Genomic DNA, 21,250 nt, shown 5'->3' on the forward strand with positions numbered 1-21,250 from the left:
AGGGAGAAGGGAGGCGAAACGCCGCCAGCTCAGGCGTCGTCCCGATCGTTGTAGTCGTCGTCGTCATCCTCGTCGAGGTCTTCGTCCTCGTCGTCCCAATCGTCTTCGTCCTCGTCCCAATCGTCCTCGTCTTCGTCTTCGTCTTCTTCTTCGTCGTCATCTTCATCGTCGCTGGCCCAGCCCTCGGGCTCCTCGGCCTGCTCCAGGTCGAGCTCGTGCCAGGTATCGAGGTCGATCTCCTCGATATCGCCGTTTTCGTATTGCACCTCGACCAGCTCCTGGTCGGGATCCACGGACAGCACTTTGAAGACCTCGTTTTCTTCGAGATCCTCGTACCATTTTCCCTGGACCGGGTCGTAATCTCTGGCCACGCAAACACCTCAAGACGGGACCGGTGTGCTCACCGGCGGCGGAATATTAGGGGCATTCTCCAAGACTGCCAAGTGAGTGAAACAGCCCCCCGTGCGGTTGCCACGGGGCGGATGGACGAGGATTCGGCGGCTGCCTACACTGCCGCGCCCTTTCACACTTCGTGCCATGACGCTCAAGCCGGTTCTCCAAGCCATGACGCCGCCGTCGCAAGTTCCCGATTCCGCCCGGCCGCTGCTGCAGGCACGACGTATTGTCATCAAGGTGGGTTCCGCCTTGCTGGCAGATAGTGCCAGTGGCGCGCTCAAGCGTGACTGGCTGGCCACCCTGGCGGCCGACATCGCCACCCTGCGTCGGCGGGGCCAGGAGGTGCTGCTGGTGTCTTCGGGCGCGATTGCGCTGGGACGGCGGCAATTGGGGCTGCCGCCGGGCAAGTTGAAGCTGGAGGAGAAGCAGGCGGCCGCGGCGGTCGGCCAGATCCGCCTGGCGCACGCCTGGACCGAAGTCCTGGAGGAGCACCAGCTCAGCGTGGCGCAAATCCTGCTCACGCCCGGCGATACCGAACAGCGCCGCCGCTACCTGAATGCGCGCAATACTCTTCGGACATTGCTGAAGCTGGGCGCGGTGCCGGTGATCAACGAGAACGACACCGTGGCGACCGCCGAGATTCGTTATGGCGACAATGACCGGCTGGCGGCGCGCGTGGCGCAGATGATCAGCGCAGATTGCCTCATCCTCTTATCGGATGTGGACGGTTTGTACACCGCCGATCCGACGCGCGATCCTGGTGCGCAGTTCATCCCCGAGGTGCGCTCGATCACTCCGGAAATCCAAGCCATGGCTGGCGGCTCGGCATCCGCGGTCGGCACCGGCGGCATGGCTACGAAGGTCACCGCGGCGAAAATCGCGGTCGGTGCAGGTTGTCATATGTGCGTGGCGCTGGGCCGCGAGTTGCACCCGGTACGCCGGATCGAAGAGGGCGCGCGCTGCAGCTGGTTCTATCCATCCGCGAGCCCTGCGACCATGCGCAAGCAATGGATCGCCGGCACGCTGCAACCCGCTGGCGAGCTGTATGTCGATTCGGGCGCCGCCGCTGCGCTCAGCCGGGGCAAGAGTCTGTTGCCGGCGGGCGTCACTCGCATCGTGGGTCCGTTTCAACGCGGCGATGCCCTGATCGTGCGCGACGAATCCGGGAACGAAATCGCGCGCGGCCTGGTCGCCTATTCCAGCACCGACGCCGAACGATTGTTGGGACGCAAGTCGAGCGAGATTCAGGCGCTGCTCGGATTTCACGGGCGCGACGAGATGATCCATCGCGACGACCTGGTGCTCACTCGCTGAAACCTCGGCGGGTCGAAAGCATCAGGGAATACATGCAAGTCTTACAACAACTTCACTGCGCCAGAATTGCGCTCAGTTTTTTGTTGCTGCTCGGCTCGGCCGGTCAATTCCTCCGGTTCGACGGAATGTCCACGAAGCGCGATGCCGGCGGATCGCTGGCGGGAAACGTCTCTTTGAGAGACTCATCGACATGGTCACTGTCCGCCGCGGCGGGATTGCGGACCCGATAGCGCCGCGCGATCCCCTTGATCGCGGGTGAGGCGATCACGGCCAATGCGCCCAGCAACAAAACCGATTCGACCGCGCCGAATACCGAGCGGCTGTGCCGCGGCCGGCCGAAGTCGTCGTCAAATTCGCGCGCGTCGCGCATGGTGATCCTCCATCGTGTCCCCCTTCCAGACGCTTCGCTGGCCTCGGCGGTTCCTCACGGAATCCGGGGTGGCACGATGGGGTGCGAGCTGGACAATCCGCCGTCCACTGCGAGCGCCTGGCCGTTGACGTAGGAGGAAGCATCCGAGGCCAGGAACAACGCCGTGCGGGCAATCTCGATGGGTGCTCCGGCGCGCCGCAGCGGATTGAGCTGGCCGATCTTGTTGTCCGTGCCGCGCGCGCGTGCTTGATCGAAGATGGGTTTGGTCATGCCGGTTTCGATCAGTCCGGGGCAGATGGCGTTGATGCGCACACCGCTGCCGGCCAGCTGATCCGCCGTGGTTTGCACCAGGCTGATGACCCCCGCCTTGCTGGCGCTGTAGGGCGAGCCGCCCGCGCCCGAGCGCAAGCCCGCGACCGATGCCGTGCAGATGATCGAGCCGCGCTTACGCGGCGCCATGACTCTGGCCGCATGCTTCACGGCGAGGAAGGTACCGATCAAATTGATGGTCAGCACCTCGAGCCAGTGTTCCGGCGTCTGCTCGTGCAGCGGCACCAGGCCGCCGCTGATACCGGCGTTGGCAAAACAAACATCCAGCGCGCCGAATTCACGCACGGCCGTATCGATGGCATCGGCAATGTTTTCTTCGTGCGAGGAGTCCTTGCAGAGGGCCACGGCGCGCCCGTTGTCCTTGCGAATGGCGGCAACCGTGTCTTCCACCTCGGCCGCACGATCCAATGCCACGACGGCGGCACCTGCCTGCGCGAATATCAGTGCGCTCGCGCGGCCGATACCGCTGGCGGCACCGGTGACCAGCGCGACTTTGCCTTTGAGTTGACCGTCGACGGCGGGGTTGGGGATGCGCATGGGAGTCCTGCGTTCTTGTCCGGTATTTTTTTGGAGCGTCTCTTGCAGATCGGAACTTGCAGCGAGCCGCGCCCAGGAGCAGCTCGGACTGTCGTCCGTCGACCAATGAGTGTGTGCGGGAGTGCGGATTAATGCAATGGCACGACGGTGCGAGTGCCAGCAGAGCCGACAGCGGTTAGCGGATAGCGGTTGGGGTTCCAAGACCAGCCATTCTGGCCAACCGCTAACCGCCAACCGCCGCGCCATAGGCGCTCCAGTTAGAAGCCATCGAAGAAGGACTGCGTCGCCGCGAGACAGAACGGCGGCACCAGCGTGCTGTGATAAGCCTCGGCAACGGCCGCGGCGCCGCCATCGCTCGCACCACCCGCCACAGCGGCGGCGACGACGGATGCTTTGGCGGCGTTGAAAGCCAGCTTCAGCGTCGCATCGTCATCGCCGAGCGACGGGTCGTCATCGACGTCCAGCACGCGAATCCCGGCAGTGACGCCGGCGTTGGCCCAGTAGCGTTGCATCAGGTCTGTATTCATATAAAGGACGGTCGGGTCGTCATGTCCGGCACAGAGCAGCACCGGCGAGGTCGGACTCCAGTTACGCAGATCGTTCGCCTTGAACGCAATGCGCAGCGGATGGGCCGGAGCGGTGGCGGGCATGCCGTCGGTGAAGGTTGGAAAGCCGCCGTCCGGGGTGGCGAGCGAGTCCTGCAGATAGCTGGCTCTGAAAGTGTTGGTGAGCAACGGCGCGGTCCCGAAGCCTCGGGCAAATACATGCGCCAGATCCGCAGGCGTGGTGGCTGGTGTATAGGCTGCGTACGCCGGGTCGGGCGGTGTGCTGTTGAACAGTTGCTCGCGAGGCAGTAGCCCCTGGTCGTACAGGGCCCCGCGCGTGCCCGTGGTCGGCAGTAACGCGTCGATGCCGGTCGCATACTGCGCTTCGAATGCATCGGTGGGCGCCGAATAGATGTTTCCGTAGATGCGTTGATAGGTCGTCATCAGCCAGCTCACCAGCAGTGGCGCGCTGTCGATGACCTGACCCTGGAACACGGCGTCGCCGAACGCCGCGAGTGCATACGGTCCTGACATCGGCGCCGAGGCAGTGACGGCCACACCATTGGTCTGCATCAAGCGATGCGCCGCCATCGCGACGTAGCCACCCTGCGAGTAGCCGGTGACGAATAGACGCCCATCATCGGTGACAGTCGGCGCCGTGCTTGTCGGCAGCGCGCTGCGAGCGGCTGTCAAAGCATCGTACGTGTCCTTGGCCTGCTGCCCGGCGTGCAGATACGGATGATAGGTCAGCTCGGATGTGTCGTAGCCGGCGTAGTTGGGCGCGACGACGATATAACCTCGAGCGGCGAACGTCGCGGCAATCAACAGACCTTCGGCGTTGTCGGGATTGGAAAGATCCGCGATGTTATAGGCCTTCTCGGCCGCGGTCCCGTGCGCGTACACGACGATCGGGCGTGCGCCCTGGCATGCGGCATTGGTGCCAGTCGGAATCATCAGCGCGCCAGAAGCAGTCGTAGCCTGTTCGACGGGATCGAGTGTGTTGTAGCGAATCTGGTGCACGTCGACACCGCACTCCGGATCGACGATGAGATCCAGGATCTGCTGGCCTACCGAGCTCACGTTCACCGCATTGATCAGATCGGCGGCGGTCAAAGAGGTGAGTCGCGGCGGCGGAGACTCGATCAGCGTTCCAGCGGTGGGCGCGGGTTCGGCCGGAGGCGGGTCGCCTGCGCCGGCATCGCCATTGTCGTCATCGTCGTTGTTGCTGCATGCCGCAAGCAAGGCGACGCAGCCAAGTACTGCGAATACTTTCAAGCCTGGAAATCTGAACCCTGTCGCCATGTCTCATATATCCTCTGCCGTGCGTAGGTGTTAATGCGTGAGAGCGGAACCTGGATCGGTGGATCATGAAAAATTTCCGGCGAGCACGGATCTGACCGTGTCCTCGAAAAAATTACCCGAAGGCTGGGTCGAGCAGGTGCTGCGTTTCTGGTTCGAAGAGCTGACGGCTCGGGACTGGTTCGGCAGCAGTCAGCAGGTCGATGAAATGTGCCGAGACCGATTCGGGTCGCTGCACGCGGCGCTGAAGAACAATCCGCCAGATCCTGACAAAGCCGATGCGCGCACGTTGCTTGCGGCAGTGATCGCGCTCGATCAATTCCCTCGCAACATCTTTCGCAGGACGCCACAAGCTTACTCAACGGATGCCCTTGCGCTCTCGCTGGCACGCGCGACCGTTGCAAGTGGCAAGGATCGTTCGTTGAGCACGACGCAACGGAATTTCCTCTACTTGCCCTTCATGCACAGCGAAGAGCGGGCCGCGCAGGCCGAGTCGCTGCGCTTGTTCACCGGGTTGGGCAGTCCGGATGGTTTGAAGTACGCGCGCCATCACTATGATGTCGTCGCGCGCTTCGGCCGGTTTCCTCATCGAAATGCCATTCTCGGTCGGCAATCCACGCCCGAGGAGCTGGAATTTCTCGCCACGGAAGCGCCGCTGGTGTAGCCGACGCTTCTGTCCCCGGGGCCGCTGCCGCTAGAATCGACTCATGAACGCTCCCACTCCCGCTACACAGTCCGACAGCGCCGCGATCGCCGAGTTGATGCAAGGCCTCGGCCGCGCGGCCAAGGACGCCGCGAAGGCTTTGGCTCAGGCCAGCACCGAGACCAAGAACGCCGCCCTGCGCGCGGCTGCCGCCGCAATCCGCGAGCGCCGTGCCGAATTGCTGGCGGCCAATCGAGCCGATGTCGAGCAGGCCGCCCAGAAAGGCATTTCGCCCGCGTTGCGCGATCGACTGATCTTGAATGAGCAGCGCGTCGAGGCCATGGCGCGGGGCATCGAGGAGATTGTCGCTCTGCCGGACCCGATCGGTAGCGTCATCGCCAGCTGGACGCGGCCGAACGGATTGAAGATCGAGCGCGTGCGTGTGCCGCTGGGTGTCGTGGGCATCATTTACGAAAGCCGGCCGAATGTGACTGCCGATGCCGGCGCGCTTTGTTTGAAATCGGGCAATGCCGTGATTCTTCGGGGTGGCAGCGAAAGCAGTCGTTCGAGCCAGGCCATCCACGAGTGCCTGGTGGCTGGCTTGCGTGCCGCGGGCTTGCCCGAGGCGGCGATTCAAATCGTGCCGACCACGGATCGCGCCGCTGTCGGTTACATGCTGTCGAGCATGACTCAATTCATCAACGTGGTGGTGCCCCGCGGCGGCCGCAGCCTGGTCGAGCGAGTGCAGGCCGAAGCGCGCGTGCCGGTGATCGGTCACCTCGATGGCAATTGCCATGTCTATGTGGATCGAGAGGCGGATGTGAGCATGGCGCGTGATGTCGTGCTCAATGCCAAGCTGCGGCGCACGGGGGTTTGTGGAGCCGCCGAGACTGTGCTGTTCGATCGCGGCAGCAGCGCGACCGAGCCCGTGCTCAAAGCCTTGCTCGATGCCGGCTGTGAAGTGCGTGGCGATGAAACAATACAGCGCCTCGATGCGCGCGTGGTGCCGGCTGCCGAGGCGGATTGGAGCACGGAATATCTGGACTCCATCATCGCAGCGAAGGTCGTCGATGGCGTGGACGATGCGATCGCGCATATCGCGAAGTATGGCTCGGCTCACACGGAGTCCATCGTCACGGGCAATGCCGCCACGGCCGAGCGCTTCCTGAGTGGCGTCGACAGCGCCATCGTTTTGCATAACGCATCGACTCAGTTCGCCGATGGCGGCGAATTCGGCATGGGCGCGGAGATCGGCATTTCCACCGATAAATTCCATGCACGCGGCCCGGTCGGCGTCGAGCAGCTCACCAGTTACAAGTACGTGGTGCGCGGGGCTGGCCAGATCCGGCCCTGATTACGTCTCACGCGCGCGAAGCAACGTATACTTCCGGCCACGTTACGATTCGAGCCCCGTTCGTATGTCCCAGCTATTCGCGCTGATCGTTGTGCTGTTTCTCGGCCTGGCCGGCGGGCCCGCGCTGGCGGCCGACACCATGGATGCTGCTGCTTTGGCGGCTGCGATTGAGCAGGGGCGAGCCGAGCAACTCGATGTGCTCGCGCCGCGAACGTTCGCTGCGGCGGTCCAGGCGAGCCAGAGCGCGGCCCGGGAAGCTGAACGCGGTCGTTCCGCTGAAAAAGTTGCAGCTCGCGTGCAGGAAGGCGAGGCGGCGCTGCAGAAGGCGCGCACGGTCGCGGCGAGTGCGAAGCAAAGCCTGGCGGGCGTGATCAAGACTCGCCAGGATGCATTGATTGCCGAAGCGCCGAAGTTCGCGTCGGATGCGTGGGCCAAGGCCAACGATCGTTTCCTGCAGGCCATGCGCGAGAATGAAAGCGGCGATCTGCCCAACGCGCAAAAAAGAGCGGCCGAAGCCGAAGTGCTGTTGCGAGAGGCCGAGCTGATCGGCATCAAAGGTGCCATTCTCAACGAAGCGCGCAATCTGATCGCACGAGCGGATCAGGCGAAGGTGGCGCGCTATGCGCCGAGAACGCTGCAATCGGCCAAGCGGCATCTGGCCGAGGCGGAGCAGGAGATTCAGCGCAATCGCTACGACGTGAGCAACGCGAAAAGGCTTGCTGCCCAAGCGAGGTATGACGCAAGGCACGCGACTTACCTGGCGCAGCAGATCGAGAAAGTCCTGCAGCAGGAGAAGAGCGATCAAGGGGGCATCGAGGCGCTCATTCTCTCCTGGGAAGAACCGCTGGAGCGTATCGCCGCGGACATGGAGCTGGACATTCGCTTTGACGAGGGGCAGCACGGGCCGATGAAGGAACTGGGCGAATACGCTCAGCAGCAGGCGCAGGAAATGCGCCGGCTCAAGACCGAGCTGCAGGATCGCGAGGAGCAGATTGCGGCGCTCAACGGTCAGTTGCAGCGGTTGGAGTCGCGCCTGGGGGGCGAATCGCAGGAGCGAATTGCGTTGCAGAGGCAGGTGGATGCGCAGGCGAGGCTGCGAGCGAGCATCGCTGCGATCGAGGCGTCGTTTACTTCGGATGAGGCACGAGTTTATCGGCAGGGTGGGGATGTGGTGGTGTCGTTGATGGGCATCAATTTCCCTTCGGGCCGCAGCACCATCGAGGCCAGCAGTGCGCCGTTGATGCGTAAGGTTCAGCAGGCGCTGGCGTTGTTTCCCGATGCGTCCATTCTGATCGAGGGACACACCGATGCGAATGGCAGCGACTCTGCCAATCTGATCTTGTCGCAGGACCGGGCGGATGCGGTGAAGCAGTATCTCGTGAGCCAATTTGGAGCGAATGCGGAGAAGATCAGCTCCATCGGTTACGGCGAGGCGAGGCCGGTGGCGACCAACGAGACGGCCGCGGGGCGGGCAAGGAATCGGCGGATCGATCTGGTGATTCAGTTGCAGGGAACGGGCTAGCGTCCCCGCTCACTCATGCGCGTGCGGGTGCGCGTGCGTGTGATCATGACCTGGAACCGCGCAGCGTTCGCAGTTCACCCAACCCGAGTCGCCGTTGATGTAGTGCTCCTTCTTCCAGATGGGCACTCGGTGTTTCACTTCATCGATGATGTAGCGGCAGGCGGCGAAGGCTTCGGCGCGGTGTTTGGAGCTGACGCCGACCCAGACGGCTACATCGCCGATGGCGAGCGAGCCGATGCGATGCACGCACGCGGCCTTTAACACACCAAAGCGCTCGATGGCTTCGTTGACGATGCGCTCGCCTTCCTTGTTGGCCAGTGCTTCGAACGCTTCGTATTCGAGGCGCGTGACGGCGTGGCCTTCGTTGTGGTTACGCACCCAGCCTTCGAAGGAGGCGTAGCCGCCGGCGGTGGGATCGGCCAGCTCGTGACGATAGGCGTCGAGCGTCAGGGCCGTGGAGCTGAAGGAGAAGGGTTTCATCCGCCTGCCACCGGGGGTATGAAGACAACAGTATCGCCGTGACGCAAAGGCGCTTGCCAGTCGCTGAACTCGGAGTTCAATGCCACTTTCAGCTGCGAGGGCGTGAGCTGGAAGGGGTGACGGCGGCGCAGCTCGTCGTAGAGCTCGGCCGGCGTTGCTGCGGTGGTGTCCAATGTTTCTTCGCTGCGTCCGGCCTGTTCGCGAAGGATGGCGTAGTACTGGATACGAAGCGTGCGCGCCTTGGAGTCGGTACCGCCGCCATTGGCTGCAGTGCCGGTGTGCGTAGCTGGTGGAGCAGAAGTAACGGCGGCCCCGTGGCCGAGTGTAGCTACGGTGGCTTGGTACTCGTCTTTCGTATTCACGTTATCGAGCGCGCGGGCGTCCGGCAGATCCAGGATCAGCGCGTCCGCGTTGATCAGGAATTTGCGGGGACAGTGTTTGCCCGCGGCGACGAAGGCAAGCACGGCTTCGCGAGCGGCGGGCTCCCAAATGGCGCACAAGGGCTCGGGCAGGCCATCGTGGTTGCTCTTGTACGCGGTGGCGAGCTTGTGAGGATCGCGATGGGCCACCAGATGGCGCAGCGTCTGCTCGTTCAAGAACGGCAGATCGCAAGCGACGACCAGCCACGCGGCCTTGGGATGAGCCTGCAAAGCCGCGGCGATGCCGGCGATCGGACCGATGCCCGGCTGACGATCCACGATTTGGGGAAAGCCGGCGCGCGTCGGCTCCTCGCGTTGATCCGGGCGCACGGAAACAAACGTCGCCGCGCACACGTGCGACAGCAATTGAAACGTCCAGTGGAGCTGGGACTGGCCGTGATATTCGAGCGCAGCCTTGTCCCGCTGCATGCGAGTGCTGGCGCCGCCGGCCAGCACGAGGCCGAACAAGGGGGCTTCAGCCGACATCGCTCTTTCCTCCACGCTTCTCTAGCAATCGCGTTTCCGCGATGACGATGTCATGCGACAACGCCTTGCACATGTCATAGATGGTGAGCGCCGCGACGCTCGCGCCGGTCAGCGCTTCCATCTCGACACCCGTCTTGTGATGGACGGCGACCGTGCACTCGATGACGGCGTCGTCGCCGTCCATGACGATGTCGAATTTGCACTTCTCGATGCCCAGCGGATGACAGAACGGAATCAGGTCGTGCGTCCGCTTCGCTGCCATTGTGCCGGCGATGATCGCTGTCTGAAATGCCGGGCCTTTGGCCGTGCTGAACTGCTGCGTGCGCAATGCCTCGGCAACTTCAGCTGGAAAGCGCACGCGCGTCTGCGCGGTCGCTGTCCGCTTGGTGACGGCTTTGTCGCCCACGTCGACCATGGTCGGGCGCGAGCTGGAGTCGATATGAGTAAACGTCGCCATTCGATCAGCCGCCCCGCTCAGCCTCCAATGTAGTACATCTCGATCTTGCGCAATGGCTGTTCGCCATTCTTCAGAGTCGAGCGGATTTCGCTGTAGCGATCGCCGCGTCTGAGCCACGTATTCGAGATCAGCTGAGTCAGTTCCTCGTCCGATGCCCCGTTGCGCATGGGGGCGCGCAGGTCGATGCCGGAGCGCGCAAACAAGCAGGTATAGAGCACGCCTTCGGAGGACAGCCGCGCCCGCGTGCAATCGCCACAGAACGGATTGGTGATGGAAGAAATGAAGCCGACCTCGCCGAGACCGTCATCGAATGCATAACGCTCGGCGACTTCGCCACGATAGTTCGGATCGACGGGATGCAACGGCCAGCGTTGACCGATGCGCTCCACCAGCTCGCGCGAAGAAACGACGCGATCGAGGCTCCAGTGGTTGCGATTGCCCACGTCCATGTATTCGATGAAGCGCACGATCACGCCGGTGCCGCGGAAGCGTTCGACCAGATCGAGGACGGTGTGATCGTTCAGGCCGCGTTCGATCACCGTGTTGATCTTGATGGGTGCGAGGCCGGCTTCCTGCGCGGCGCGAATGCCATCGAGCACGCGATCCAGGTCGCCCATGCCGCCGCTCATCCGCTTGAAGATCTCGGCATCGAGCGTATCCAGGCTGACGGTGATCCGGTGCAAGCCATTGGCTTTGAGCTCGACCGCATGCTGAGCGAGCAGCACGCCGTTGGTGGTCAGCGCCACATCCTGCACGCCCTCGATAGCGGTCAGGTCGCCGATCAGGTCGGAAACATTGGAGCGCAGCAAGGGCTCGCCGCCGGTGAGGCGTACTTTCTTCACGCCCAGGTCCACGAACAGTCGCGTCAGACGCACGATCTCTTCGAACGACAGCCGCTCGTTCGATTTCAGGAAACGGTAGTTCTCGTGGAACGTTTCCTTCGGCATGCAATACGGGCAGCGGAAGTTGCACCGGTCCATGACCGAGATGCGCAGGTCGTGCAGCGGCCGGCCCAACGTGTCGTGCGGGCGATGCTTCACGGGCAATTCGACGATTGAGGAGGGCATGGTTACCAGCGATAGAGGGGCAAGGACACGTCTTCCAGAACGACTCGCGGGCCCGGCGGCAGTTCCACGAACCCCACCGTGCCGACCAGCGAGGTGAAATCGCCGGAGCCGCGCGTCGGGTGCGGCATGGCGCATTGGCCGGCGATTGTCTGCGTGAGCGTCACGGGCAAGAAGACGGTCAGTGGCGGCTTCACATCATAGCTTTGGGCCAGGGAGATGGTTTCAACCTCGGCCGGAATCGCGCCTTGCGCAGCCTGTAGGCCGGGCAGCACGTAGCGCGTCAGGCACATCAGCGTCGACACCGGATTGCCAGGCAGGGCGTACACGGACTGTCCGCCTGCGCCTACGCCAAACCACATGGGTTTGCCGGGCCGCTGTGCAATCTTGTGAAAGATCTTGCGCACGCCCAGCTCCTCGAGCACCCGTGGGACGTAGTCGAAACGCCCCATGGAGACGCCGCCGCTCAGGATCATCACGTCGTTGCTGGCGAGATGATTTCGCAGCCGCTCGCGCAGTGCGGCCAGATCGTCGGGAACGTGATCTTGCGTCAGCGCCGAGTAGCCATGCTGCCGCAGCGATGCGAGCACGCTATAAACATTGGAGCGTGCGATCTGCCAGTCCTGCAGCGGCTGGCCGGGCTCGACCAACTCGTTGCCGGTCGAGATTACGACGATACGCGGCGGTCGCGACACCAATGCATGCGTCTGGCTGTTGGATGCAATGACCGCTACTTCGGCGGGCCCCAGCCGGCAGCCCGAGGGCAACAGCAAGTCGCCGCGCCGGGAGTCGATGCCGCGGCCGTGAATATTGAGGTTGCGAACCGGCGCCGGCGCGTCGTCGCGCAGTCGGGCGATGCCGTCCGAGATCTCGATGTTCTCGACTGGCACCACGCAATCGCAGCCGATCGGCAACATCGCGCCGGTCATCACTTCGATGCAGTCGCCAGGATCGTGCAATGTCACGGGCGCGGCGCCGGCCGCCTGCGTGCCGGCAATGCGAAAACTGCTGCGATCGGCTGCCCAGCTGTCGAACGAGAAGGCGATGCCGTCCATGGTGACCCGGTCGAACGGTGGCTGATCGCGAGTCGACGTGATGGATTCGCGCAGCACCGCGCCCGACAGCTCGGTCAGCGGCAGATGGACGGCCGGCAGCGGCCGCGCGTGTTGGCGAATCGCGGCTTCGGCTTCAGCGGGTGTGGGCAGAGGGCTGGGCACACGCGCAGTGTGTCACGAGCTTCCGAGGATCGCTATATCGCTAGGGGAAGAGCGCAGGAATGTGCAAGTTGTCCGGAGCCCCGAGAGGGCGCCGGCACCAGTCGTTACATCCGTGTACTCGCATTCACTTGATTTGGATCAATGTGAGTTTGCGCGAGACCTTGCAAATAGCGCGAAGGGCGAGGCACATGGACCTGCCGTGTGCAACTCGCCCCCCGAGAAATCAATCTGTACCAGCCATCCCTGGAAGCTTGGCCTGGAAACTCGGCCTGGAAACTCGGCCAGCCAGTACGTCCCTGTGCTGTCGCTTGTGCGCTTCGAGGCGACGTCAGGTCGCCTCGAAAGGCAGCCGTTCTCAGCCCCGAGCCTTGAACACCCGAACCTGCTCGTTGAACAGCTTCGCCTTGGTCTGCAGCTCATCGATGGCGGCGTTGTGCTTCTTGGTCTGCATGGTCTTCAGCTGCATCAGCTGCGCCGTGCCGGCGGCCTTGCTCTTGGTCTCCTCTTCCAGGCACGCGCCGAACGCGGTCACTGCATCGTTGTAAGCCTTGAAGGCCTGCATGGCGGCGACCATTTCCGCCTCGGTCGCGGTCTTGCCATCGGGGATGGTGTCCGGGGCCTTGGGGAAGGCGCATTCGGCATGGGCGGTAGCCGCGCCAAAGGCGACGGCGAAGACAGCGCCGATGGTGAGCAACTTGCGATTCATTCTTCGTACTCCAGCTATTGCCATAAAGCAGGCCGTCGGGTGCAACGGCGGTCACTGCCGGCATCGGCCCTACGCGCGTCCGCTTGAGGGTCGATCTGGAGGCTCCTTGCACAACTGCGACGAGGGTCGCACTGGCCGCTGGGGTGCGCGGCAAAGCGTGAAATGGGTCCCTGGGGGGATGTCCGCGGCGGGCGTTCGGGGGATCTCCCCGGCCTGCGGACCACGCGGCGCTTTCACATAAGCGCCGCGTATCTTCTGTCACCTGGCTGTCGCGCGGTGCATCGCGCGCCCCCCATTTTGTCAGGGGGTTGTCAAAGGATTGTCAACGAGCCTCAGCTCTTCTTTGCCCGGTTCTTATAGACCTTCACCTGCTCGTTGAAGCGGGCGGCGGTCGCCTCCAGCTCTTCCACGGCGGCGTTGTGGCGCTTGGTGTGGATGGCCTTGATCTGCTCGACCTGCTCGGCCGGCGCGTCCGTCCCGGCGGCCTCGATGCGAGTGCTCATTTCCGTTTCCAGGCAGCTCAGATAGGAGGTGACCTGGTTGTTGTACTCCTTGATGGCCTTCATGCCGCTGATCATCTCTTCCTCGGTCGCGGTGGCGCCATCGGGCAGGCCCGAGGGGGATTTGGGATACGTGCAGTCCGCGCTCGCGGCGGCGGTGGCCAGCAGGCTGGCCAGCAGCGCTCCGGTAATAGTGGTTTTGTTCATGACGGGTCCTCTTCGCTCGACGGAGAAAGGCGCTGATCCCGATGGTCAGGCGGGTGCATCTTAAAGCCCGCTTGCGCCGCTTGGCTATGGTGAAAATGTCGACGATGCCGGCACCCGCGCCCGGGCAGCGAATATCGGCGGAAATCGCTGCGTCTCCTTTTCTCTATACTGGCGCGATGATGCTCACCGCCGCCGAGGTGGACGCCGTCCGCCTGAGCCTGTCGATTGCCCTGCGCAGCGTGCTGTTCAGCTTGCCGCTGGCCATTGCCGTGGCGTGGCTGTTGACTCGCCACATGCTGCGCGGCCGCCTGCTGCTCGACGCGATCGTGCACCTGCCGCTGGTGCTGCCTCCGGTGGTGGTCGGCTACTTGTTGCTGTTGTTGTTTGGCATGCGCGGGCCCATCGGCGGGTGGCTATACCAGACCTTCGGCATCCAGCTGGTGTTCACCAGCGCAGGTGCGGCGCTCGCGACGGCGGTCATGAGCTTTCCGTTGATGGTGCGCGCCATTCGACTGTCGCTGGAAGGTGTCGATGCCGGCCTCGAGGATGCCGCGCGAACGCTCGGCGCCGGCCCCTGGGACCGATTTTTCAGCGTGACGCTGCCGTTGATGTTACCCGGCATTCTCGCCGGCGCGGTCACGGCGTTCTCGGCCGGGCTCGGCGAGTTTGGCGCCGTCATCACCTTTGTCTCCAACATTCCGGGCGAGACGCGGACCTTGCCCCTGGCGTTGTACACCGCGCTGCAGACGCCCGGCGGAGATGCGGTTGCGGCTCGGCTCGCGACGATTTCTTTTTCGCTGGGACTGCTCGGATTGATCGCGGCCGAGGTGATTGCGCGCCGCGTGCGCTGGATGCTGGGAAGGTAGCGCGCATGTTCAGTATCCGCGCCAGGAAACGCCGCGATGAATTCCTGCTCGACGTGGCCATCGAGGTCGATTCCCCCGGCGTGATCGCCCTGTTCGGTCGCTCCGGTTGTGGCAAGACGACGTTGGCGAACATCGTTGCCGGGCTGCTGCCAGCCGACGAGGCACGCATCGCGATCAATGGTGCGTTGCTGGAAGGGAATGGAACGCGCGTGCCCGCCGAGCATCGACGCATCGGTTACGTATTCCAGGACGCGCGGTTGTTTCCGCATTTGGATGTGTTGGCCAATCTGCGTTACGGCGAGAAGCGCACTCAACGCCTCATGTCCAAGAGCCGAGTCGCGGGCACGCAGATGCCTATCACGCTCGATCGAGTTGCGCCGATGCTGGGGCTGGAGCCGTTGCTGTCACGGCGGGTTCATCAGTTGTCTGGAGGGGAGCGTCAACGCGTCGCATTGGGCCGCGCCTTGCTCTCGCAACCGCAACTGCTGTTGCTCGACGAGCCGCTGGCCTCGCTCGATGCCGCTCGCCGCGAAGAAGTGCTGCCCTATCTCGAAAAGCTGCGCGACGAGCTCGCGATCCCGATGATCTACGTGAGCCACCAGTTCGAGGAGGTCCTTCGGCTGGCCACTCACGTCGTGCTGATGGAGCGCGGCAAGGTGCTGTCGCAAGGCACGTTGGATGATCTCAGTCTGCATCCGGAACTGCGCGCCATCGTCGGGCCGGACGCAGTCGGTGCGGTGCTGCATGGGACTATCGAAGGGGTCGATGGTGGAACGGGGCTTGCGACGGTTCGTATCGGCTCGAGCTTGCTGAACATACATCTGCGCGATGCGCGTGCCGGAGCGGCGGTGCGTGTTCAACTGCTCGCTCGCGACATCATTCTCGCCACCAGTCGTCCCGACAATCTCAGCGTGCGCAACACGATGATGGGCACGGTCGCTCGAATCGTTCCCGACGATCCGGAAACCGATCTGGTGTACGTCGACATTGGTGGCGCTTCGTTACTCTCTCGCGTCACCCGAGCTGCATCGATCGCGCTTGGTCTGCGCGTCGGCCTGCCTGTATGGGTGCTGGTGAAGTCGGTGTCGATTCGCGGGCATGCGTTCCTCGAAGCTCGGCCCACGGAGCATCTCGCTTCGCTCAAGTCTTCATCACCGGCTGTCTGAGCTGCCTTGCGGCGCAGGTTCACCGCCGCCAAGCACTGTGAACCCGGCCTTGGTGAAGATGGCGCGGGCCTCGGCGCCTCGCAGGAACTTCAGGAACGACTCTGCCTCACGCGATGCGCTCGCGGTTGCCGCGGCCGGATAGGTGATCGGAGCGTGCGACGACTCGGGGAACAGATCGACGATGCGCACTTGCGGCTCGACCGCGGCGTCCGTGGCATACACGATGCCCAGAGGCGCCTCGCCCCGCGCCACATACATCAAAGCCACGCGAACGTTGTCCGCTCGCACCAGCCGCGGCTCGAGAGCAGGCCACAAATCGAGATTGCCTAGCGCCGCCTTGGCGTACTTGCCTACCGGTACCGAGTCAGGATCGCCCGTCGATAACCGGCCTTTCGCGCCTAAAGCCGCCAGCAGTGGCGCACCACGCTGCAGCTTCAATGTGACTTTGCTGTCTTTCGGCGCAATCAAGGCCAGGCGATTGCCCAGCAGGTCGGAGCGCGTGCTGGCCTTGATCAGCTTGCGCTCCTGCAGGTAGTTCATCCAATCCTGGTCCGCGGACAAAAATGCATCCGCGCGGGCGCCCGATTCGATCTGCCTGGCCAGCGCGGAGCTTGCGGCGAAGGAAAACTTCACCGGTACGTTGGACTGTCGCGTGTAAAGCGGCGCGATCTGCTGCAGCACTTCGGTGAGCGAGGCGGCAGCGAAGACGATCAGCGGTTCGCGCTGTGGCTCGGCCGCAAGCGCTGGCCCGCCCAGCAGCGCGGCCGATAGGAACAACAGCGTGCACAGGCGTGCGAGCGATTTGATCACGTGCGTACCGCCTGGTGCTTGGAAGGCCGCCTGGGCTGCGTTAACGTCGCGCATCGTTCGTGGAGACTGCGATGAGCCGGCTCAAGATCACCTTGCGCGTCGATTTCGACTCCGTCCATGCCATCGGGCCGGGCAAGGTCGCGCTGCTCGAGAAGATGCGCGATTGCGGTTCGTTGTCGCAGGCCGCGCGCGAGCTCGATATGAGCTATCGCCGCGCATGGCAGTTGCTCGCCAGTCTCAACCAGATCTTTCGCGAGCCGCTCGTGCTCACCAGCACCGGTGGCAGCGGCGGCGGTGGCACCACGCTCACCGAGTTCGGCCAGGCTATCGTGGCGGCGTACCGGCAGTTCGAAAAAGAAACCAACGCGCGCGCCGAGAAGTACTTCGGTCACATGCTCGAGACGGTGAGCCCGGAGCGCAAGGGCACCAAGCGCACCATTGCTCGCTCGCTGCGCTCGCCATCGGCCGCCGCGTCCCGGCGATCCGTATCTCGTTAGCAGACGCTCGTTCACCGACGACCTCGCGAACAGACTGGCGAAATAGCCGCGAGGATATAACGGAGCTGGCGGGCGCGCTATGTCCAATCCTGCATATCGGGACGGTGATCAGGGCGAGTCAGCCATCACAGTGAGGATTGTTGGAAGTTGCTTGTTTCAACCTCGTGCGACGTTGGCCGGCACTCTAGCAACGCCTGTCTGACGGCCAGCCAATGACGGACGTCAGCGGCGCATCAGATCTGTAACGAGACTGTCACATGCTCCATCAACGAATCGGCAATTCTCGCGACTTTTGCACCGTGCGCAGCGCGAAGCTCGAGTGTACGCGGGCCACTCCGGGCAGACGGGTGAGATGTTTGCTGTGGAGCCGTTCGAAATCGGCGGTGTCGGCGACGACAGCGCGCACCACATAGTCGTAGTCGCCGGTCATCAGATAGCACTCCATCACCTCGGGAATCTTGCGTACCGCCTCCTCGAACTTGCGCAGATCGGATTCGTCCTGGCGCTCGAGCGTGATGTTGACGAACACGTTCACCGGGAAGCCGGCCTTCTGCTGGTTGATGAGCGCGGTGTAGCCCTCGATCAGTCCGGATTCTTCCAGCTGACGGATGCGGCGCAGGCAAGCGGATTCCGACAGATTCACTCGCTCGGCCAGGGTGCTGTTCGGAATCCGCCCCTCGTGTTGCAGGGCCTGGAGGATGGCGCGATCGAAACGGTCGAATTTCATGCGCAAGAATCCGTCTGAAAATCGGAGTAATGAAGCAGATTCTGCCACAAATCCGCTGAATGGCGCCCGTTTGCAGCAACTTCCAGCGCAGGCCCGGTCCTAGAGTGAGCCGCCTGCAACTCTCAACCCCTCCCCACCGGGGAGATAACCCGAGGTTTTATGCAAATTGGCGTACCGAAAGAGATCAAGAATCATGAATATCGTGTAGGCCTGGTTCCCGCCGGCGTGCGCGAGCTGGTGGCATCCGGTCATCGGGTGCTGGTGCAAAGCTCGGCGGGCGCGGGCATCGGTGTCGAAGACGCGGCGTATGTCGCGGCCGGCGCCAAGATCGTTGCCACTGCCAAGGAAGTTTTCGATGCCGCCGACCTGGTGGTGAAGGTGAAGGAACCGCAGCTCGCCGAATGCAAGATGCTGCGCCCCGGCCAGGTCCTGTTCACTTATCTGCATCTCGCCGCCGATCCGGCGCAGGCCAAAGCCTTGATGGCCTCCGGTGCGACGGCCATCGCTTACGAAACAGTCACTGCTCCCAATGGTTCGCTGCCGCTGCTGCAGCCGATGAGCGAAGTCGCCGGCCGCATGTCGGTGCAGGTGGGCGCCGCTTCGTTGCAGAAAGCGCACGGCGGTTTGGGTGTGTTGCTTGGTGGTGTGCCGGGTACGGCCCAGGCGAAAGTCGTCGTATTGGGCGGCGGTGTATCGGGTACTGCGGCCGCGGAGATTGCGGTTGGCATGCGTGCGGATGTCACCGTGATCGATAAATCGCTCAAGCGTCTGCGGGAACTGGATGCGCTGTTCGGCGGCCGTCTGAAGACGATGGCATCGACGGTGGAAGCCGTCGAATCGCTGGTGACTCAAGCGGATCTCGTCGTCGGTGCCGTGCTCGTGGTGGGCGCCGCTGCGCCCAAGCTCGTGACGCGCGACATGGTCAGCAAAATGAAGCCAGGCGCCGTGATGGTGGACATCTCCATCGATCAGGGCGGCTGCTTCGAGACCAGCAAGCCAACGACGCATGCCGATCCGACGTTCGCCGTCGATGGTGTCGTGCATTACTGCGTAACCAACATGCCAGGCGCCGTGCCGCGTACTTCGACGTTCGCGCTCACCAACGCGACGTTGCCCTACGTGAAACAACTGGCAGATCTGGGTGTCGAGAAGGCGCTGACCGCCGATCCGCACCTCGCGGCGGGCTTGAATGTGCACGCGGGCGCCATCACGCACGAGGCAGTAGCTCGAGATCTGCACCTGGATTACAGCCCTCGTGGCGTCGCGGCTTGAAGACAGGACTTTCGAACAAGTGCTTTTGAGCAGCGACGGTGCTTTGATGGCACCGTCGCACTGGAATCAATCCCCCTGTTGAGCCCGTCTTATCGGCGGGCTTTTTTTGGCCCGGAAGCTATCGAGCCGGGCCGCGCAATTCGACGACGCGTTGCCGCAGGCATTGCACGTCGGCCTGCTCCGGCGCGATCAGCTCGCCGACCTTCAGTGTGATCCTGGCCCAGAAGCGGCGTGGCCAGCGTTTCCACACCTGCTTGTACTTGCGCGAGAACATTGAATCCCACAGGCCGGACAGCGACATCGGCACCACCGGCACCGGTGTTTCTTTCAGGATGCGCATCATGCCGGCGCGAAATTCGCCGATTTCGCCATCGGGCGTGAGCTTGCCCTCGGGAAAGATACAAACGAGGTTGCCGTCGCGCAGCTCGGCGGCGACCAGCTGGAAGGCACGCTCGTACACCGCCGGGTCCTCCTTGGCGGATGCCACGGGAATGGCTTTCATGCCTTTGAAGATCGTGCTCAGCACCGGAATCTTGAAGATGCTGCTTTCCATGATGAAACGGATGGGGCGGGGGCAGGCCGCGGAGATCACGATGGCATCGGCGAAGCCGACGTGATTGCAGATCAGCAGCGCCGGGCCTTCTTCCGGAATGTTCTCGATGCCGCGCCGGTCGAGTCGATAGACGAAATGGATGAGCAGCCAGGCGATGAAGCGCAGCAGGAACTCTGGCACCAGGCTGTAGATGTAGATCGCGACGAACGCGTTCAACACACCCGTCAGCAACAACAGTTGCGGGATGGTGAGTCCAGCATGCAGCGCCAAGGCGGCGAGACCCGCGGCGACCACCATGAACACTGCGTTGAGAATGCTGTTGGCGCCGATCACGCGCGACATCACTTCGCGACGCGTTCGCTGCTGCACCATCGCATACAACGGCACGATGAACAGGCCGCCGAACATGCCGATCAGCGCCATGTCCAGCAGCACGCGCCACGAGCCGGAGGCTTGGATGAATTCGCGCGCCGACAAGCCGTTGCCGGGCAGCGTCAGCGTCGCGAAAAACAGGTCCACCGCGAACACCGTCAGGCCGATGGAGCCGAACGGCACCAAGCCGATCTCCACCTTGTGCCCTGACAACCGTTCGCAGAGCAACGAGCCGATGCCCACGCCGGCCGAGAACATCACCAGCAACACGGTCACGACTTGTTCGCTGCCGCCGAGCACATCTTTGGTGTAGAGCGGCAACTGCGCGAGCACCACCGCGCCATAGAACCAGAACCACGAAATGCCAAGGATGGATAGAAACACCGTGCGTGATTCGGCGGCGGCACGCAGGTTGTCCCAGGTGGAGGTCCAAGGGTTCCAATTGATCTTCAGGGTCGGCGCGGCTGCGGGCAGCTTGGGAATGGCGAGACTGCTGAGAAAGCCGGTGGCGGCGATAACGATCAGCACAGTGACGATCAATGGCACGCTGCCTTCGGCCGCCAGCAGCCCGGCGACCAACGTACCCAGCACGATGGCCACGAACGTGCCCATTTCCACCATCGCGTTGCCGCCGACCAGTTCCGCGTCGCGCAGCACTTCGGGCAACAGTCCGTATTTGGCTGGTGCAAAGAAGGTGGAGTGCATGCCCATCAGGAACAGGGCACCGAGTAACACCTCCATGCTGCGGGTAGCGAAGCCGACGCCAGCCACGGCCATGATGAGGATTTCGGCCGCTTTGACGGTCTGCAACACCCGCGACTTGTCATGGCGGTCGGCCAGCTGACCGGCCATCCCGGAGAACAGCACGAACGGCAGGATGAACAGCCCGGCGGCGACGTTGGTCAGCAACGCCGGGTGCAGATTGCTGTAGCTGGCCGCCTGGTAGGTGGCGAGGATAACGAGCACGTTCTTGTAGACATTGTCGTTGAACGCGCCGAGAGCCTGCGCGCCGAAGAACGGCAGGAAGCGGCGTTGGCCGAGCAGCTGGAACTGCGAGGCCTGGTGTGAGTTGCGTGGATTGCTGGACGAAATCGAGGGCGATTGATTGCCTGATTCTTGCGCCATTCGCTTGCCGCCGTGG

General features: G+C 63.3%; 22 protein-coding genes. 8 read left to right on the top strand and 14 right to left on the bottom strand.

Going from position 1 to position 21,250, the window contains the following annotated elements; all coding sequences use genetic code 11:
* Positions 1-29: 29 nt before the first annotated feature.
* Positions 30-371 carry a DUF6763 family protein gene (locus VGE08_RS08260; RefSeq protein WP_331067388.1) on the bottom strand — a complete coding sequence of 114 codons (342 nt, stop codon included), beginning with the start codon at positions 369-371 and terminating at the stop codon, positions 30-32.
* A 193-nt stretch (positions 372-564) separates the two neighbouring features.
* On the opposite strand from VGE08_RS08260, the gene proB reads away from it, so the two are divergent.
* Positions 565-1,710, top strand: a complete 1,146-nt coding sequence (gene proB / locus VGE08_RS08265; RefSeq protein ID WP_349258663.1) for a glutamate 5-kinase — start codon at positions 565-567, stop codon at positions 1,708-1,710.
* A 103-nt stretch (positions 1,711-1,813) separates the two neighbouring features.
* Here proB and VGE08_RS08270 read toward each other — a convergent pair whose 3' ends face one another.
* The 3 genes from VGE08_RS08270 to VGE08_RS08280 form a co-directional block, all read right to left on the bottom strand.
* Positions 1,814-2,080: a hypothetical protein gene (locus VGE08_RS08270; protein WP_331067390.1), complete on the bottom strand. Its 267-nt coding sequence runs from the start codon at positions 2,078-2,080 to the stop codon at positions 1,814-1,816.
* A gap of 54 nt (positions 2,081-2,134) precedes the next feature.
* Entirely contained in the window at positions 2,135-2,947 is an 813-nt protein-coding gene (locus VGE08_RS08275) for an SDR family NAD(P)-dependent oxidoreductase (protein ID WP_331067391.1), read from the bottom strand.
* 257 nt (positions 2,948-3,204) lie between these two features.
* Positions 3,205-4,794 carry an alpha/beta hydrolase family protein gene (locus VGE08_RS08280; RefSeq protein WP_331067392.1) on the bottom strand — a complete coding sequence of 530 codons (1,590 nt, stop codon included), beginning with the start codon at positions 4,792-4,794 and terminating at the stop codon, positions 3,205-3,207.
* Between the two features lie 97 nt (positions 4,795-4,891).
* On the opposite strand from VGE08_RS08280, the gene VGE08_RS08285 reads away from it, so the two are divergent.
* The 3 genes from VGE08_RS08285 to VGE08_RS08295 all read left to right on the top strand — a co-directional run bounded on the left by VGE08_RS08285 (position 4,892) and on the right by VGE08_RS08295 (position 8,310).
* The gene (locus VGE08_RS08285; RefSeq protein WP_331067393.1) at positions 4,892-5,455 is read left to right on the top strand and encodes a DUF924 family protein; all 564 of its coding nucleotides are present in this window, start codon (positions 4,892-4,894) and stop codon (positions 5,453-5,455) included.
* 43 nt (positions 5,456-5,498) lie between these two features.
* On the top strand, positions 5,499-6,788 hold the full coding sequence (locus VGE08_RS08290) for a glutamate-5-semialdehyde dehydrogenase (RefSeq protein ID WP_331067394.1): 1,290 nt from the start codon (positions 5,499-5,501) through the stop codon (positions 6,786-6,788).
* Positions 6,789-6,852: 64 nt separating this feature from the next.
* Positions 6,853-8,310: an OmpA family protein gene (locus VGE08_RS08295; protein WP_331067395.1), complete on the top strand. Its 1,458-nt coding sequence runs from the start codon at positions 6,853-6,855 to the stop codon at positions 8,308-8,310.
* A 9-nt stretch (positions 8,311-8,319) separates the two neighbouring features.
* Here VGE08_RS08295 and VGE08_RS08300 read toward each other — a convergent pair whose 3' ends face one another.
* The 7 genes from VGE08_RS08300 to VGE08_RS08330 form a co-directional block, all read right to left on the bottom strand.
* On the bottom strand, positions 8,320-8,790 hold the full coding sequence (locus VGE08_RS08300) for a molybdenum cofactor biosynthesis protein MoaE (protein WP_331067396.1): 471 nt from the start codon (positions 8,788-8,790) through the stop codon (positions 8,320-8,322).
* Positions 8,787-9,695, bottom strand: coding sequence for an NTP transferase domain-containing protein (locus tag VGE08_RS08305; RefSeq protein ID WP_331067397.1), 909 nt, complete (start codon positions 9,693-9,695; stop codon positions 8,787-8,789). The genes VGE08_RS08300 and VGE08_RS08305 overlap by 4 nt, the downstream gene beginning before the upstream one ends.
* The gene (gene moaC, locus VGE08_RS08310; RefSeq protein WP_331067398.1) at positions 9,685-10,152 is read right to left on the bottom strand and encodes a cyclic pyranopterin monophosphate synthase MoaC; all 468 of its coding nucleotides are present in this window, start codon (positions 10,150-10,152) and stop codon (positions 9,685-9,687) included. Before moaC ends, VGE08_RS08305 begins: the two co-directional genes overlap by 11 nt.
* A 17-nt stretch (positions 10,153-10,169) precedes the next feature.
* Positions 10,170-11,219, bottom strand: coding sequence for a GTP 3',8-cyclase MoaA (gene moaA / locus VGE08_RS08315; RefSeq protein ID WP_331067399.1), 1,050 nt, complete (start codon positions 11,217-11,219; stop codon positions 10,170-10,172).
* 2 nt (positions 11,220-11,221) lie between these two features.
* Positions 11,222-12,433, bottom strand: coding sequence for a molybdopterin molybdotransferase MoeA (locus VGE08_RS08320; RefSeq protein WP_331067400.1), 1,212 nt, complete (start codon positions 12,431-12,433; stop codon positions 11,222-11,224).
* A gap of 355 nt (positions 12,434-12,788) precedes the next feature.
* The gene (locus VGE08_RS08325; RefSeq protein WP_331067401.1) at positions 12,789-13,139 is read right to left on the bottom strand and encodes a hypothetical protein; all 351 of its coding nucleotides are present in this window, start codon (positions 13,137-13,139) and stop codon (positions 12,789-12,791) included.
* A gap of 332 nt (positions 13,140-13,471) precedes the next feature.
* A complete protein-coding gene (locus VGE08_RS08330) occupies positions 13,472-13,846 on the bottom strand; it encodes a hypothetical protein (protein WP_331067402.1) in 375 nt (124 codons plus the stop codon).
* A 176-nt stretch (positions 13,847-14,022) separates the two neighbouring features.
* Here VGE08_RS08330 and modB point away from each other — a divergent pair, with 176 nt between their 5' ends.
* Positions 14,023-14,712, top strand: a complete 690-nt coding sequence (gene modB, locus VGE08_RS08335) for a molybdate ABC transporter permease subunit (RefSeq protein ID WP_331067403.1) — start codon at positions 14,023-14,025, stop codon at positions 14,710-14,712.
* A 5-nt stretch (positions 14,713-14,717) separates the two neighbouring features.
* A complete protein-coding gene (gene modC, locus VGE08_RS08340) occupies positions 14,718-15,878 on the top strand; it encodes a molybdenum ABC transporter ATP-binding protein (RefSeq protein ID WP_331067404.1) in 1,161 nt (386 codons plus the stop codon).
* Here modC and modA read toward each other — a convergent pair.
* A complete protein-coding gene (modA, locus tag VGE08_RS08345; RefSeq protein WP_331067405.1) occupies positions 15,864-16,688 on the bottom strand; it encodes a molybdate ABC transporter substrate-binding protein in 825 nt (274 codons plus the stop codon). The genes modC and modA overlap by 15 nt on opposite strands.
* Positions 16,689-16,759: 71 nt before the next feature.
* Between modA and VGE08_RS08350 the strand changes: the two genes are divergently transcribed.
* Entirely contained in the window at positions 16,760-17,185 is a 426-nt protein-coding gene (locus VGE08_RS08350) for a winged helix-turn-helix domain-containing protein (protein WP_331067406.1), read from the top strand.
* 265 nt (positions 17,186-17,450) lie between these two features.
* Here the strand turns inward: VGE08_RS08350 and VGE08_RS08355 are convergent, their stop codons facing one another.
* Positions 17,451-17,912, bottom strand: coding sequence for an Lrp/AsnC family transcriptional regulator (locus VGE08_RS08355; RefSeq protein ID WP_331067407.1), 462 nt, complete (start codon positions 17,910-17,912; stop codon positions 17,451-17,453).
* 159 nt (positions 17,913-18,071) lie between these two features.
* Between VGE08_RS08355 and ald the strand changes: the two genes are divergently transcribed.
* Complete coding sequence (ald, locus tag VGE08_RS08360) at positions 18,072-19,184, top strand: alanine dehydrogenase (protein ID WP_331067408.1); 1,113 nt, start codon at positions 18,072-18,074, stop codon at positions 19,182-19,184.
* Positions 19,185-19,302: 118 nt separating this feature from the next.
* Here ald and VGE08_RS08365 read toward each other — a convergent pair whose 3' ends face one another.
* Positions 19,303-21,234: an MFS transporter gene (locus VGE08_RS08365; protein ID WP_331067409.1), complete on the bottom strand. Its 1,932-nt coding sequence runs from the start codon at positions 21,232-21,234 to the stop codon at positions 19,303-19,305.
* Positions 21,235-21,250 lie beyond the last annotated feature (16 nt).

It is taken from the genome of Steroidobacter sp. (assembly GCF_036406195.1).
Classification (GTDB): domain Bacteria; phylum Pseudomonadota; class Gammaproteobacteria; order Steroidobacterales; family Steroidobacteraceae; genus Steroidobacter.